This is a genomic window from Candidatus Zixiibacteriota bacterium (assembly GCA_040756055.1).
GTDB lineage: Bacteria > Zixibacteria > MSB-5A5 > GN15 > FEB-12.
Window position 1 is genome coordinate 38,385 of the sequence record JBFLZR010000008.1, and the last position, 15,931, is coordinate 54,315.

A 15,931-nucleotide genomic window follows, 5' to 3' on the forward strand; every position below is an offset into this window, starting at 1 on the left:
AATGTTATCCGATGAAACAATACTTTATGAGATTGGCACTTCTTGCTCTGGTGGCGCTCACGATTAATTCGTGCGGCCAGAATGAAACTTCCAAAGGAGAGGAGAATCGCGCGATTTCGGTGAAGGCCGAGATATTGAATCCGCGTGATGTCGAGGTCACGAGAACGTTTACCGGTTCGCTTGAGGGTGAACGTCAGGCGGTAATTTACGCCAAGATTGCCGAGGCCGTTGAGAAGGTTAATGTCAGTGAAGGTGAAAGCGTAGCCGCCAATACGATTCTGGTTTCTCTGGATAAGACCGGTCCCAGCTCAAATTATCTTCAGACCAAATCGTTTTATGCCAACGCTGAAAAGAACTACAAAAAGATGGAGTATCTGTTTGCGGAAGGAGCCGTGAGTGAGACACAGTATGACGCGGCCAGGACCGACTACGAGGTGCAGAAGGCGTCGTTCGATGCTGTCTCGCAGCTGGTGGATATTCCCACGCCGATAGCAGGACTGGTTACATCGGTTGATGTTACCCAGGGTGATTTTGTTCGGGTGGGCCAGAAGCTTGCGACGGTAGCATCGACAGGCAAGCTTCGGGTGAAGTTCGGGGTAAATCCCAACGATATCGGTTACTTCAGGGTTGGTGTGCCGGTCGTGGTTTCATCGGAGACCGCCAGGGGTTCGGCTTTTGGAAAGGTTATCACGGTGGCTAAATCGGCTGATCCGGTTACCCGTGCTTTTGAGGTACAGGCTTTAATTGACAACAGTGACGGCAGCTACAGGCCGGGAATGTTTGTTCGTATAAGCATTGTTCTTGAAGATTTGAAGGGTGTTTTGGCGGTGCCACGCCGTTCGGTAGTGATTTTGGAGGATAAGCCGACACTTTTCACTATTGTTGGCGGACAGGCGGTCAAGAAAGTGGTTGAGCTTGGTCCGGATATTGACGGCCACGTGGTGGTTATATCGGGGGTGTCTGCTGGTGACACGGTTGTCACGCTCGGGCAGGACTATCTCGATGATGGATTCGACGTCAAAATCGCTTCTCTGAGTGAAGGTGAGAGATGAAATTATCTGATATATCAATAAGGCGTCCCGTATTCGCCACGATGATGATTGGCGCCCTTCTCGTGGTGGGGGCATTTTCTTACACTCAGCTTCCGGTGGAGTTGATGCCGGATGTGGATTTCCCGTTCGTCATCGTCAATACCGTTTACCCGGGAGCATCGGCCGAGGCGGTGGAAACCGATGTAACGGAGACTATTGAAGAGGCGGTTAACACGATATCGGGGGTGCGACATATCCAATCCCGGTCGAGAGAGGGTTTCTCGAATGTTGTGGTCGAGTTTGAGCTGGACGTCGATGGCGCCCAGGCGGCTCAGGATGTGCGCGAAAAGGTGGCCACTATTCGCGGTGATCTCCCTGAGGATATTGAAGAGCCGCTGATCATCCAGTATGACAATGACGCTTTTCCGATTTTGTCGCTGGCGATAACCGGCAGTCGTCCGCCGCGCGACATTACCCAGTTGATCAAGGACAGGATCAAGCCGAGGCTGGAGGTAATATCCGGCGTGGGCAATGTCGAGATCGTGGGTGGTTTCGAACGTGAGATTCTGGTCTCGCTCAATCCGCAGAGGATGGAATCATACGGGGTTTCGATCAATGACGTACAGGGGGCGATCGCGGCGGCCAATATGGAGCTGCCGGGCGGCCGTATCGATGAGTCGTCGCGGGAGTACATCGTCAGGGTGATGGGTCGTCTGGATCGGGTAGCCGCTTTCAGCGATATTATCGTTAAGAACGTCGAAGGTATGCCCGTATATCTGCGCAACATTGCCTCGGTGGCGGATACGATTGCCGAGCAGCGGTCGATGTCGCGGTTTAACGGGGAGACATCGATAGGTCTTAATATCGTCAAGCAATCCGGCTCAAACGTGGTTGCGATGGCTGAAAAAGCCAGGCAGACCATCGAGCAGGTCAAAGCGGAACTCCCGCCCGATATCCAGATACACGTCGTGAATGACAACTCGACTTTTATTACGGACTCGATTCACGAGATCAATTTCAACATCTTGATCGGAACCCTGCTGGCCGTGTTTGTGATTTTCCTGTTCTTGCTGGATTTCCGTCCGACGATCATTACCGGTCTGTCTATTCCGATATCGATCATAGCGACTTTTAGTCTGCTGAAGATGCTTGGTTTCACGATCAACGTGATGACTCTGCTGGGGTTGTCATTGTCAGTGGGTATTCTTATTGACGATGCGATTGTGGTGATCGAGAATATTTACCGGCATTTAAGTGAGGGCAAGTCGCCGTTCAAGGCGGCATTTGAGGGTACCAAAGAGATCGGGCTTGCCGTAATGGCGACGACATTCACTATTGTGGTGGTGTTTTTGCCGGTGGCTTTCATGGAGGGGATTGTCGGGCGGTTTTTCTATCAGTTCGGTATGACGGTGGCGTTCGCGGTGATGATATCGCTGTTTGTTGCTTTCTCTCTGACGCCGATGTTGTCGTCGCGGTTTTTGAAAGAGTCACACGGCAGTCCGGAGCATGCGCCGGATCTGGCCGGCAAAAAAGGCGGGATATGGACCTCAATACTGGGCGTGTTGAACTACTGGAACAAGGGGTTTGACGCGATTGTCCCGCGCTACAAGAGCTTGTTGGCCTATTCGCTGAGGATGCGCTGGCTGGTGATGGTGGTTGCGACCCTGGCGTTTATTGCAGCCATCGTGATGGTTCCTTTTGTCGGGGCGGAGTTTTTCCCGCGTACCGACGAAGGGAAAATGGTTGTGACGGTTCAGACGCCTCCCGGTACCACCATTGAAGAAACCGCGGCGCGAATGACCCAGATTGAGAAAGTCGTTAAAACGAACATACCCGAGGTGACGGCATCGCTGGTCACGATCGGCGCCGGTAACAGTCCGGTCACGGAAGGAAACGTTCTGTTTCTGTTGACTGACGCCTCGGTGCGGGAGTTGGGCGCTCTGCAGGCTATTGACTCGACTCGTAAGCTTCTGAAGTCCATAGCGGGTATAAAGTATTCGATCGGCACCGAGGAGCATCGTGGTGGCGGAGGTAAAGCGATTGAGATTTCGATTCGCGGTGATGACCGTGATGATCTCGCGCGGCTGGCCCACCAGGTGCAGCGAGTTCTGGCAAATCAGCCGGGAGCGGTGGATGTCGACAATACGCTTGAAGAGGGGAAACCCGAGATTCAGATTGAGGTTAACCGCAATATTGCCGATGACCTCGGACTTTCTCTGGCGGCCATACCGATGACGGTTAAAGCGCTGGTCGAGGGAGATGTTGTCACCCGCTATAAGGAAGGTAACGACGAATATGACGTCCGCGTGAAACTTGGTGACAGGTTCAGGGAGTCACTTGATCAGGTCGGACGTATTCTTGTCGAGAGCGACAAAAAAATCCCGGGTCAGGAGGTATTCCTGGTGCCGCTTGACAGGGTGGCAAAGCTCAAGAAGGAAACATCGATTGGCGAGTTCCGTCGCTATGACAGGCAGAGCGAAGTTCGTGTCAACGGGAACGTGGCGGCGGGAGCTTTCGCGGGCTCGGTGACGCAGGCGATTATGGCCGAGGTCTCGAATATTGCTTTACCTCCGGGCTACAAGATTCTGGCCGGCGGGGAAGAGGAGATCCGGCAGGAATCCAACAAGAACATCTACAGCGCCCTGATTCTGGCGGTTATCTTCATATATCTCGTGCTGGCGTCGCAATATGAGTCATTCTGGGATCCTCTTTCAATCATGTTCTCGTTGCCGCTGTCGCTGGTCGGAGCCATCTTCGCGCTCTGGGCTACCGGGACTGCGTTATCGATTATGTCGCTGATTGGAATTGTTATGCTCATGGGTCTGGTGACGAAGAACGCCATTCTGCTTATTGATTTTGTTAAACAGCAGCGGGCAAAGGGCGTTTCCCGAACTGATGCTGTCCTGGTGGCCGGTCCAATCAGGTTACGTCCGATTCTGATGACGACCTTTGCGACCGTTTTCGGAATGCTTCCTCTGGCACTGGGGCTTGGTCCCGGGGCGGAGTTGAGGGCGCCGATGGCACGAGCGGCTATAGGTGGTATGATATCATCGACGCTTCTTACGCTGGTGGTCGTACCGATCGTGTATACTCTTATTGATGATTTTGTCGGACTGTTCAGAAGCAAGAAGAAAGAACCTTCCGCCCAATCTGAGGCGGTAACGTCAGAACAAATGGATGAGCAATATAATCGCGCCAAGTAAAACACTGGGCTACACGAGCATCTTTCTTGACTTTCTGACGGGCTCCGGGCCCGCCAGAAGTTTTTTCCATGCGTCGGGTCCTCAGGAGGTAGCGGCCGGGCTGGACGGTCTGGATTATGACCGATCCGCCTTGGTGGATATTCTCGTTGCCCAGAATCAGCTTTATAGGGCTTCAGGCAAGACATTCGAGAACATCAACAAGCTTCGCAAGGATGACGCGGTGTGTGTTTTTGCCGGTCAGCAGGCCGGCTTATTCGGCGGACCGCTTCTGGTGATGTACAAGGCTCTGGCCGTAGTGAAGGCGGCCGCGGAGTATGAGCGGCAGTTGGGGCGACCGGTGGTTCCGATGTTCTGGATCGCCGGAGATGATCACGATTTTGAGGAAGTCAATCACACTTTCGTTATCAACCGAGCATCGGAGGTGGCGCGGATATCCTACGATACCCCGCCGGATGTGGCCGTTTCGGTGTCGAAGGTCGTGTTTGTCGACGAGAACGCTCTTGCGAAAGCCAAGGACTCTTTGAAGCAGTCACTCGGGGAAACCGATTTCACTGGCGAGCTTTACGATCTGATTGATCGGTCATATACCGGCAGCGAGACGTTTGTCAGCGCCTTCGGTAAGATGATGGCTGAATTGACCGCCGATTTTGGATTGGTGTTTTTCTCACCGGGGGATAAGCGGGCAAAACAGCGGGCCGCGAGGCTGTTTAAGGCTATCGTTGAAAACGAGAAAGAGATCGGTGCGTTGTTCAGCGCCACGAATGAGCAGTTGCGCGGTTACGGGTATCATCTGCAGGTCCAAAAGGATGAGACCGCTACCCATCTGTTTTATGAGCACGATGGGCGCAAGGCGATACATCGCAGTAGCGACGGCTATATGGTTGGGGAAATGAAGATGACCAGGGAGCAATTGATTTCTGAAATAGATGCTCATTCGGAGAGATTCTCCCCGGATGTGATGACTCGACCGGTTCTTCAATCGTATCTCTTCCCGGTGGTGAGCCAGAAGGGCGGGGGGGCTGAAATAGCTTATCTGGCTCAGATAAACGGAATATTCGAGATTTTTGACCTGACGGCCCCGTATTATCGGGCGCGGCCTAGCATAACGGTTATCGAGAAGCGTTTCGAGAAGATGATGAAGGAGCACGGGATCGGCTTCGAAGAACTGGCGGGCGATATCGAGCAGGTGATTAACAGGGTGCTGGCCCGGTCTTTCCCCGATGATATCGAGAGCAGGTTCGATGAATTTCGCGGTCGCCTGGGTGAACATTTTCAGCAGTTTGTTGACGAGGCTTTGCAGTTTGATCCCGCGCTCAGAAAAGTCGCGGAACAGACTATGGGCAAAATCGATTATAATGTTAAGGCGTTTGAGGCCAAAGTGTTTTCATCGCACAAGAAGAAGTCCCAGGAGACCAGGGAGAGAATTTATCGGCTGCACGATGCCCTGCGGCCCGGCCGCAACTTTCAGGAAAGAGCCGTCAATATTAGCTATTTTCTTTCCAAATACGGTAGGGGTTTCGTAGATTTTATTTACGACAGGATGGAGTCTGAAGAGATGGCGCACCAACTTGTTTATTTGTCGGAGATGCAAGATTAGATGGTAATAGGCATAACGTGCTATCCCGTGGCCGGGGGGTCAGGCATAGTCGCCACCGAGCTTGGCCAGCAGCTTGCGGTGCGGGGGCATCAAGTTCATTTTATTTCATATGCTTTGCCGTTTCGCCTTGATCGCTATCAGGCCAATCTGATGTATCACGGTGTTGAGACGACGGCGTATCCGCTATTCAAGTATCCTCCCTATACGCTGACACTGGCGGCCAAGATGGCCGAGGTTGCCCGCAACACCAAAATCGATGTCTGGCATGTACACTATGCGATTCCGCACGCGGCTTGTGCTTTCCTGGCTAAACAACTGCTGATGGCTGCCGGCACACCCGCCCCCAAGATAATTACGACACTCCATGGTACCGACATCACGCTGGTGGGTTCGGACCCGTCGTATTATGACATCACCCGCTTTTCGATTCTGGCTTCCGATGGTATCACGGCGGTGTCAAAATATCTCGCGGATGAAACCAGGGAGGTTTTCGCGATCGATAAAGAGATCAGGGTGATTCACAATTTCATAGACAATCATCGGTTCCGGCCGGTGGAGAAGCAGTGTGATCGCAGCGAATTTGCCGAGGACAATGAGTTTCTGCTGGCGCACGTATCCAATTTCCGTCCGGTGAAGCGCACGCTCGACGTAATAGACATTTTTGACAGGATATCCCAACAGGTTCCGGCCAAACTTCTTCTCATAGGTGAAGGTCCCGATACGGTTCTCGCCCGGCGACAGATAAACAAGAGACGTCTTACCGATAAGGTGCATTTTCTCGGTAACCAGAGCCGGGTAGAGGCAATACTGCCTTGCGCTGATCTATTTTTACTGCCGTCGGAGGAGGAATCTTTCGGATTGGCGGCGCTGGAAGCGTTAGCGTGCGGAGTTCCGGTAATCGGCACGACCGGAACGGGCCTGGTTGAGGTTGTCGATGATTACCGCAACGGATTTTTGTTGCCGATCGGTGATACGGCGTCGATGGCGCGGGCGGGCGTATCTCTTCTGAAGGACAAGAAGCGTCTTGACGAGTTCAAGCGAAATGCAGCATCGGTGGCCCTGGAAAAGTTCGGAGCCGACAAGATTGTTTCTGAATACGAAAATTACTACAAAGAGGTGCTTGGTGGCTGAGTCTGGAAAGCTTGATATACTGGCCATCGCGGCGCATCCTGACGATGTGGAGATTACGTGCGGTGGTTTGTTGATTAAGATGTCGCTTCTGGGACGCACGACCGGCGTGCTGGATCTCACGCAGGGGGAGATGGGCAGTTACGGCGACGAAGGCGATCGCCTAAAGGAAGCTGCTATCGCCGCGAAGGTGATGGGGCTGGTTTATCGAGAGAATCTTCGCCTCAATGATTCCGCCGTGGAGGTCAACCAGGAGACTAAGCTTAAGGTGGCACAGATAATTCGCGACACCCGACCGGAACTGGTCGTTCTACCGCACTGGACTCAGCGCCACCCGGATCATGCCGCCTGCCATCAGGTCGGTTACGATGGTTGCTTTCTGGCCGGCTTAAAGAAGGCCAACCTGACGGGGGAGCCGTTTCGACCTCGAAAGATAATTTACGTCTCGTATTTCAGAAATACAGACTACTCTTTTCTTTTTGATATCTCTGATGTTTTCGAGAAAAAGTGTGAGGCCGTGGCAGCCTACGGTTCGCAATTCGATAACCCGGATAACGCGAGAAGGATTTTTCAGCCCGGGGTTGATATCTACGAGTTTATGCGTGCCCGCGCCCGCCAGTTGGGGTTATTGGTGGGTGTCCAATATGCTGAGGCCTATACTGTTAGAGAAAACATCCTGATTGATGACCCGCAGAAAATGCCGGTATCTTCGATTTAACGCGGGGAAAATTAGCTTGCTCGCCATGTCGGTTTTCATATATTGAAAACCGACCATTCAATTGATGGTCGCACCAGGGAGAGCAGTTTGGGAGATAACAATCAACACATACCAGCAGCCGGTACCCCCGACCATGAGGCCCTGATGCGCCGTGAGCTCACTTCGGGTCTCAGGGTGACATGGGCGGGGATGGTGATCAATGTGGTGCTGGTGGTGGTCAAGATAGCGGTCGGTGTTACAGCCCGCAGCCAGGCTCTTATAGCCGATGGTGTTCATTCGCTGTCCGATTTGTTCAGTGATTTTGTTGTATTGATAGGGCTTAAGCTGGGTCGCCGGGAGGAAGACGAAAACCATCCGTTTGGTCACGCCCGCATCGAGACTATATCCAGCATGATTGTCGGCGTCACGTTATTTGTCGTCGGTCTGGGCATCGCTTACAACGCGGTTACATCTATCTACGAACATCGCGAATCAACGCCGGGACTGCTGGCGATCATTGTGGCTTTCGCGAGTATAGTCCTCAAGGAAGCATTGTACTGGTACACGGTAAGAGTGGGCCGGAAAATCAGAAGTCTTGCTCTGATTGGCAACGCGTGGCATCATCGTTCCGATGCTTTTACTTCGGTGGCGGTGCTGATTGGCCTGACGGCCGCTTACTGGAATCCGGATTGGTACCTTGCCGATGCTTATGCGGCGCTGATAGTCACGATTTTCATTCTGAAAGTCGGTATTGACCTGACCTGGGGAGCGATGAAGCAGGTTGTGGACACGGCCCCGGATCGCGAGGTCTTGAATCAACTCGTCGAGATTGCGTGCAAAGTAGACGGCGTATGGCAGGTGCATGATGTGCGGGCGCGCTATTCGGGAAGCCAGATATTCGTCGAGATGCACATAGTAGTTGACCCGGAATTGACCGTGCGAGAGGGGCACCGCATAGCGGCGACAGTAAAATATTACCTTATCAATGAGATTTCCGACGTTACCAGGGTTATTATTCACGTTGACCCGGAGATCAAGAGCGAATAGCTCCCTCGATGCAAAAATGAAGGCCGGAATCCCTGCGTGAATCCCGGCCGAATCTGCTGACGGCAACACCCCACTATTTCACCAGAGTCTCCTGCGCGGATTCCAGACAAGTGTCAGTCATGATACGATACGGGGCAATGCCGTCCGAGGAGGCATTGTACCGAGTGTCTCTGCCGTCCCACATGACAGAGTGCTCGTCAGCAGTGAAGGGCTTTTCCAAGGGCGAGAGGCCCTGAGGTGTAGAGTATATCTTGATCATCTTTAAATCACACATTTCCGACGATTTTACAGCAACTTGTTTGCCAGCAGGGGCCTGCACCTTTTGTTGTTGATATGACATTGCTTACGGAATCGATCTGGCCCTGCTATGGGAAGGCCGTTGCATAGATAATGATGGTTGTGGAAGTTTTGTGTGCGCTGATTCACATGGAAAACTCTATTTGCCAGTGAGTTCGGCTGTTCATATATTGAACACGGAAGCGGATGTCGTCTGGTGGCGATCCCGGCCTTCAAAGCCGTGTGGGGGGCAAAGGTCTTGTCCCCGGTGGGTTCGATTCCCACCCCTTCCGCCAAATTCCACGGGGTTAAGGTGACAGTTAAGACACTCGCGTTCGTGAGATCATCGTTTTTGCTGCTTCTTATCGCGGCAGCTCTGCTGGTAATTTTCAAGCCAAGCCTGCCGGCGGGGGGGTTGCTTGTTATAGTTGCGGTTCTGATGTGGTTAACGGTCAGGTGGCATGCGCGCAAAACAGTTTATCTGTGTCAAAGGTGTCAGCACAAGTTTCAAATTACGCCCTGGACGGATTTCACCAGCCCTCACACCGGCAACAGCAAGTGGCTGAGGTGTCCGTCATGTGACAATCTCTCGTGGTGCGAGTCCAGTGAGACTAGTAGCGTTGAGGGGGTGCCGAGGAAACCTGCGCGGTTCGAAGAACTAATGAAACTAGTGGCCGAATTCAACCGGGAAGAGTTGTTTCTTTGGGCGCAGATAACCTCAATTCATCCCAACAATCAGCGTTATCAGTTGAGGTTGGAGTACCTAACAGCACTCCTCCTGTCTCTGCGCAACGAGACTTATGAGAATCGCCGCCTGCTGCGCGAAGACTTCGTGAGGGTCGTTGACCTTCTTGACTGTGCAGTAGAACACTTGCTGTCTCCCGTTGAGGATTGGCACCCTTTTGATCAACTAAAGACGATACCATTTGTGCTCAGGGGAAGACGTTACTATTTCTTCTATGGTATTTATGAAAAGCCTTATGAATTACTTTGTAAATTTCGAGATTTAATATTTAACGAAGGAACAGACGGAAACGCGGACGCCCTTGAGTATGAATTCCTTGGCAGTCTAAACTTTCAGACATTGTTGATTGAAAAGCTTATTGCGGACGGGGAATCAAAAGAGAAGAGTGAGGCCGTTTACGTACCCTCGCAAAAGTTCTATGAGTCCTTCAGGGGCGATTTCGAGTCGGCAAGTTACAGCCAGCGGGAAGGAGAGGTGTACGAGCTAACCGATTTTGACGTGACGCCAGAGCAAGTGCTTGCGAGGTTGCAGACTTTCTCGCTGTTCGAGAAAACAAAGGTGCGGTTCGATGATAAGTGTTACTTTCTCCTGCCTCAGGTTCATCTCCAGAGCTTTTATCGCTCAGCTAATGAATTTCTGGCGGGCGACGACGCTGTTGGGCTGCGCGCGGCGGAAAACCTGAGAAAACGTTTTCACGCTTCGGGGCTTAGGCACTTTGGCTTGAGAGGATACGTTAAGTCAGTCGAGAATCAGAAAGGTCAAAACCTTGCTACGGATGTCGACTTTATCGCGCATTTCGATGGGAACATACTCTATCTCTTCAAGATTGTGCTTGTCTTGGGAAAGACGGATTGCGTGCATGTAGTTAAGCAAACAGCTGATGAGCTTTATGGTAGAATCAAGGGTGTAAAACGCGAAGCGACGATCGGTCTAATAAAGTGGCCTGAATCGATTGGAGTGCCACCGGCGGAGCTGGAGATCCACGGTTTTGTCGTGTATGCCATCGCTGGACTGGATTTTCATGGAACCGTGCCGATGCCGGACGAAACAACTATTCTCAGTTGGGAAGACATCCTGCGTTTATTCGAGGTCTTTGATTCGCCGGTTTCGCTCCACAAGTTCCTCAGAGATAACAGGAATTTGGAGTTACGGTCGCGGGTAATCGCGATGGATTATCTCGATAAAGTGCCCTATTACGTCCAGAACAACTGCTCGTTCCCTGCGACAGGTGTGTCGCCAACGCACGTGCTCTTTCAACCTCATGATTGGCAGGCTTTTTACTATTCGAAAGAATATCGTCGGCTCCAAGATCCCGGTATTATCTGGCTGTTGTGCCGCTATGGCGAAAAATTCAATAGGTTTGAGGAAAGTGCCGACGGCATTTACAGCTTCGTCGATACGGCTTATTTGGACGGCGGTCTTCTCGTCAAGAATACCTTCTGCGAGTGGGCGATAATCGTATATCCTCTGAACGGCTTCTTGATTGATGGCGATGTTGTCAGTTCATATTGCAAGTTATTGGGTCCGCTGTATGCGGACTACCTCCAAAGATTGAAGCCGAGCCTCCACGGTTTGTTCGAGGAACGAGGGAAGGACTACACCAACTTTACCCTAGCACTGTATCCGAAAGAGATTGTGGTGAAAGAAGATGGTTTGAGACACTTTGTTCCTTGTCTTGAGCGACTCAACTCCGATGACCCAATTTATGTCTGGACCGGCAGCGGCGGCCCAAATGTTTTGAAATCTTGTGTTTTCTACGATCCCGAGAAATTATTAGCTAAGTTCGATTCGCCCAACAACGATGGCGAGAGATATTGTATTCTGAAGCTCTATGAGAGTTTTCTAAGTCACTTAGCACCTCTTGTGCCAGAAGCCCAAAGGCAGACGCAGTCTCGCGCTTTTATCAATAAGGAAGTCAGGCAGGCCACTAAGGGCTATTCTTTTGATGCGGTATCTGTCAGGAACCCTAAGCTCAGGGATTACGGTGTACCGATAAGTCAGTACAATTCCGAGATCATGATGGTGAATAGATCAATTGCTAAGTTCCTGAGGGAGGAAGGCGTCCCTCCCGGTATATACAAGGGAAAGGGGGCAGTTGACATCAATGAGCGCATATTTAAGTTTGTCGGACAGACCATTTTACTGGAGTTGAAAGATTATGCAGCGGAAATTCTTCCATTCGCTTATTACCAGGCAGAATGTGTCGAGGGTCAAAGGGAGACGAACTATATCCAGAGAGATATAGACTCCACTAAACTTGTGCAGTATGACTTCGTTAATGAGTATCTCAAAAAGCAAGAGGGGATTAGCGAGTTGGCTCTCTGCTCGAAATTGCTTGTGCAGCTCATTGCTAAGATAAGTCCAAGTGGAACTAGAGCGATTACGTCCATTGGCTGGAACTATTTACAGGCGCTTGCGATTGTCTATTACGACAGTAGCTTGATATTTGACTACATAAATTTCGGCCTTGAGGAACATGTCATAGAGATCACCGATGCCTATGAGCTGCGCGACCATAGGGAGAATTTGGTTTATAGCTACCAGAACTTTATGTTGGCAGAGGCTGACCTACAGGTGCGCGCACGTCGCGGGCGCAAGGTTTCCCCTATTGATTTAGATCAATTATTCTTGAATTCGATCGATGCCATCAACGCCGCGTTCACGAAGCGCTTTGGATTCCCCCTTGAGCATATACCGAGAATTTTGAGACTACTGGGGCAATCGGACATCGAAACCCCAAGAGCTCCATTAACCTATATTTCTAGCGATAAACTAGTCCAGTACCTTTGCACCCACGTCAGCGGCCTTGACAGCGCTATTGCCAGAAAAGTCATTGATTTCGTGTCTCTACCTACAGACTCTTCTGAGCCGGCGAACCTACCAATTGTGAGTCGAATGAATACCAAGAAGGAAAGATTGAATGTGTCACCGTTGATTGTGACCGACGGGAATATCTTATTCGGGAACCAACTTTGTTTGCTTGCGTCCGACCTGTGGCTCGATAAATTGACGAAGGGGGATTTTCCGTACACCGTTGAGGACAAGGTGATTCAGTCCGAAATTGACAAATACCGAGCATTAATAGAAGCTGAGCTGGAGAGGAGTGCGATCGAAGTAACACGAGCGGCCCTTGGCCCTACGAATGTTCTTGCTAATCTAAGAAAATACAGGACGTTGGGTGTTGAGCGAGATGGCAGTATTGAATGTGGAGAAATAGACATCTTGGCCGCAAATCGCAAGATTAAGCACCTATTCATACTTGAGGTAAAACACAGGCTGAAAAGGAGTTCGCCTTACGACAATAACATGGAGTTTCAGAAGTTCTTTTATGCTAGTAGGTCCTATTTGTCCAAGCTGCTCAAAAAGGAAAAATTTGTTGAACAGTATAGGGAGTCGATACTCGAATACTTTCGGGTATCAGACAAGTCTGGTTGGCAGGTCAAGAGGGGGTTTGTGACGCTTTACAATTATCCGTCAGCTCACCACGAGGCCTTCAAAGCAGAATTCATTGTTCTGCAGGAACTTGACGAGTGGTTGAGAGAACCGTAGAAAGAAATCCCTAGGGGCTTGTATCTGCTGGCACTTTGTAATTGACATCCGGGCCAAAAGAAGACAGACTTAGGCGTGGCAGAAATAAGACTCGATTCCCCGCTTCAATATATAAAAGGTGTTGGACCACGTCGGGCGCAGGCAATGGCCAGTCATGGCATGCACAGTGTGCGCGACCTTCTCCATTACCTTCCCAGGCACTACCTCGATCGAAGCAATATTGTTCCAATTGTGAAACTCCGCCAGAACGAATCGGCCACGATCGTCGGAACGGTGGTAGCCCATGGCATTCTTCACGGAAAGAGACGGCGTTACGAGGTAATTCTGCAGGATGATACCGGCAGGATAAGCCTGATGTGGTTTCAGGGGGTGCGTTATTGGGAAAAGGTGTTCGAGAAGGGTCAGAAGTTCGCGGCTACCGGTATGGTGAGTTATTTCATGGGGCTGCAGATGATTCACCCGGACCTTGAGAGACTTGAGGATGACACGGACAAAATGATACATGCGGGTAGAATCATCCCGGTATACCCGCAGACATCGGAGTTGTCAAAGGCCGGCCTGAACAGTAAGGGGATGCGTCGTCTGACCACTTTTGTGTTCGATAATTTAAGCGAGGCGCTGCCGGATTATCTGCCGCGCATCGAGTGTGAAAAACAGGGTTTGCCGACTCTTGACCGGGCGATACGCAAGATCCATTATCCGGAACATCGCGATGAAATTGAGGTCAGCCGCCGCAGGCTGGCTTTCGATGAACTTCTGAATTTTCAGTTTCTGGTGTTTCAAAATCGCAACCGGAAAGAGCGCACGGTCAAAAGCCGTGACTATAAGGCGCCGGGTGAGGTGACGAAGCGGTTTGTCAAGAACCTCCCGTTCGCACTTACCGAGAGCCAAAAGAGTGTATCAAAGGAGATTATCGGAGATCTTCGTTCGGACCACCCGATGTCCCGCCTTCTTCAGGGTGATGTCGGTTGCGGAAAGACGGTTGTGGCGGTAATGGCCGCTTTGTATGTGGCTGAGAACGGGCTTCAGACGGCCTTCATGGCTCCCACCGAAATTCTGGCCGAGCAGCACTATCGCGTCTGGAAAGAGCCTCTGGCGGCGGTGGGGGTGACATCGGCGCTGCTTACATCGAGCCTCAAACCGGCCGAGAAGAAAGCGACAGCGCAAAGGTGCGCCGAGGGCGAGGTTAAGATTCTGTTCGGGACGCATGCTTTGATTTATGATTATGTCTCTTTCGACAATCTTGGGCTGGTAATAATAGACGAGCAGCATCGGTTTGGCGTTGAACAACGGGGTAAGCTTTATGAGAAAGGGGATAATCCGGATTTACTTGTTATGACCGCCACGCCGATTCCGCGTACCCTGGCTCTGACACTTTATGGCGACCTGGAGATTTCTACCATCAAGGATATGCCCGCCGGCAGAAAGACGGTGCGCACGGTGTGGCGGACGAAAGATGTACGCGATAAGGTGTATCAGTTTGTGGCGGAGGAGGCCGCCAAAAAGGGGCAGACATTCATCGTTTATCCGCTGATAGAGAAATCCGAGCAGATGGAACTCGAGAATGTTGAGGATGCCTACAGGGAGTTGTCGGACGGGGCGTTGAAGGAATTGCGGGTCGGGATGGTTCACGGGAGGGTGAAAGCCGCGGAGCGAGACAAGACATTGAAGGAATTTCGGGACGGCGAACTGGATGTTTTGATGGCGACGACAGTGATTGAAGTGGGTCTGGATAATCCGAACGCGACGATTATGATTATTGAGCATGCCGAGCGATTCGGCCTGGCGCAGCTTCATCAATTGCGGGGCCGTATCGGACGCGGGTCGAGACAGGCTACGCTGGTGGCGATAGCTCACCCGCCGATATCCGATATTGGACGTCAGAGACTCGAGTATTTTACGTCGACGACTGACGGATTTGCCATCGCGGAGGCCGACTTGATACTCCGGGGGCCGGGGGAGATGTTCGGCGTGAGACAATCGGGGCTGCCGGAGTTGAGGACGGCGCGAATCACTCAGGATCGCGACCTGATTGAGTCGTCTCGTCAGCTGCTCGAGAAGCTGTTCTCCAATCAGTCTGGTCTTGACACGGAATACCGCAGACTTTATAACTATCTCGAAAGTAATGTCTCTTCCCGCGATGTCAGTCTTGGCGGGGGGTAACGGTTGGTCAATAACGCAGTTAAAATAAGAACTGGATGCTGTGTATGAGTGAAGAATCGTTTGACAAGATTGATGCTTATCTTTTTCAGCTGATTTTATCGCTTCAGGCGGGAGCGATGCAGCAGATGGGTAAGATAGTCTCACCCATAACCGGCAAGGTCGAACGCGACCTCACGATGGCTCGCAATTCAATCGACATGCTGGATATGCTTCAGAAGAAGACGGCAGGAAATCTTACGGAAGAAGAGGGCAAATTGCTTACGCATGTGCTCTATGAGCTTCGTCTAAACTACGTGGACGAAGCCAAGAAAGGCGATGGCAAGCGGGAATCCCCGAAGGCATCGGAGGAGAAGGCTAAAGAGTCCGGCGAAAACGCGCCCGAATCGGGTGCGGACGAAGAAAAATAGTGAACCTGATGGCAAGATTGGGGCGTAGCGGTGTATAACCTTGCGAAGAGGAACGCCCTGCCGCCAATAACAAAACAAAATTGCTTGC

At 51.4% G+C, this 15,931-nt stretch carries 10 protein-coding genes and 1 tRNA gene; 10 read left to right on the forward strand and 1 reads right to left on the reverse strand.

The window, feature by feature from the left end:
• Positions 1-26 precede the first annotated feature (26 nt).
• The 6 genes from AB1483_13005 to AB1483_13030 all read left to right on the forward strand — a co-directional run bounded on the left by AB1483_13005 (position 27) and on the right by AB1483_13030 (position 8,703).
• Positions 27-1,052 (forward strand): efflux RND transporter periplasmic adaptor subunit, encoded by a 1,026-nt coding sequence (locus tag AB1483_13005; GenBank protein MEW6413369.1) that lies wholly within the window; start codon positions 27-29, stop codon positions 1,050-1,052.
• Positions 1,049-4,234, forward strand: a complete 3,186-nt coding sequence (locus AB1483_13010; GenBank protein ID MEW6413370.1) for an efflux RND transporter permease subunit — start codon at positions 1,049-1,051, stop codon at positions 4,232-4,234. Before AB1483_13005 ends, AB1483_13010 begins: the two co-directional genes overlap by 4 nt.
• The gene (gene bshC / locus AB1483_13015; GenBank protein MEW6413371.1) at positions 4,209-5,831 is read left to right on the forward strand and encodes a bacillithiol biosynthesis cysteine-adding enzyme BshC; all 1,623 of its coding nucleotides are present in this window, start codon (positions 4,209-4,211) and stop codon (positions 5,829-5,831) included. The genes AB1483_13010 and bshC overlap by 26 nt, the downstream gene beginning before the upstream one ends.
• The gene (bshA, locus tag AB1483_13020) at positions 5,832-6,962 is read left to right on the forward strand and encodes an N-acetyl-alpha-D-glucosaminyl L-malate synthase BshA (protein ID MEW6413372.1); all 1,131 of its coding nucleotides are present in this window, start codon (positions 5,832-5,834) and stop codon (positions 6,960-6,962) included.
• Positions 6,955-7,677, forward strand: coding sequence for a bacillithiol biosynthesis deacetylase BshB1 (bshB1, locus tag AB1483_13025; protein ID MEW6413373.1), 723 nt, complete (start codon positions 6,955-6,957; stop codon positions 7,675-7,677). The genes bshA and bshB1 overlap by 8 nt, the downstream gene beginning before the upstream one ends.
• An 87-nt stretch (positions 7,678-7,764) precedes the next feature.
• A complete protein-coding gene (locus AB1483_13030) occupies positions 7,765-8,703 on the forward strand; it encodes a cation diffusion facilitator family transporter (GenBank protein MEW6413374.1) in 939 nt (312 codons plus the stop codon).
• Between the two features lie 73 nt (positions 8,704-8,776).
• On the opposite strand, the gene AB1483_13035 is transcribed toward AB1483_13030, so the two are convergent.
• Positions 8,777-8,962, reverse strand: coding sequence for a hypothetical protein (locus tag AB1483_13035; protein MEW6413375.1), 186 nt, complete (start codon positions 8,960-8,962; stop codon positions 8,777-8,779).
• Positions 8,963-9,178: 216 nt separating this feature from the next.
• Here AB1483_13035 and AB1483_13040 point away from each other — a divergent pair.
• The 4 genes from AB1483_13040 (at position 9,179) to AB1483_13055 (ending at position 15,843) form a co-directional block, all read left to right on the forward strand.
• Positions 9,179-9,275 (forward strand) — tRNA-Sec (locus tag AB1483_13040).
• 365 nt (positions 9,276-9,640) lie between these two features.
• The gene (locus AB1483_13045; protein MEW6413376.1) at positions 9,641-13,273 is read left to right on the forward strand and encodes a hypothetical protein; all 3,633 of its coding nucleotides are present in this window, start codon (positions 9,641-9,643) and stop codon (positions 13,271-13,273) included.
• 75 nt (positions 13,274-13,348) lie between these two features.
• The gene (recG, locus tag AB1483_13050; protein ID MEW6413377.1) at positions 13,349-15,436 is read left to right on the forward strand and encodes an ATP-dependent DNA helicase RecG; all 2,088 of its coding nucleotides are present in this window, start codon (positions 13,349-13,351) and stop codon (positions 15,434-15,436) included.
• A 44-nt stretch (positions 15,437-15,480) separates the two neighbouring features.
• Positions 15,481-15,843 (forward strand): DUF1844 domain-containing protein, encoded by a 363-nt coding sequence (locus AB1483_13055; protein ID MEW6413378.1) that lies wholly within the window; start codon positions 15,481-15,483, stop codon positions 15,841-15,843.
• The last annotated feature ends 88 nt before the right edge of the window (positions 15,844-15,931 follow it).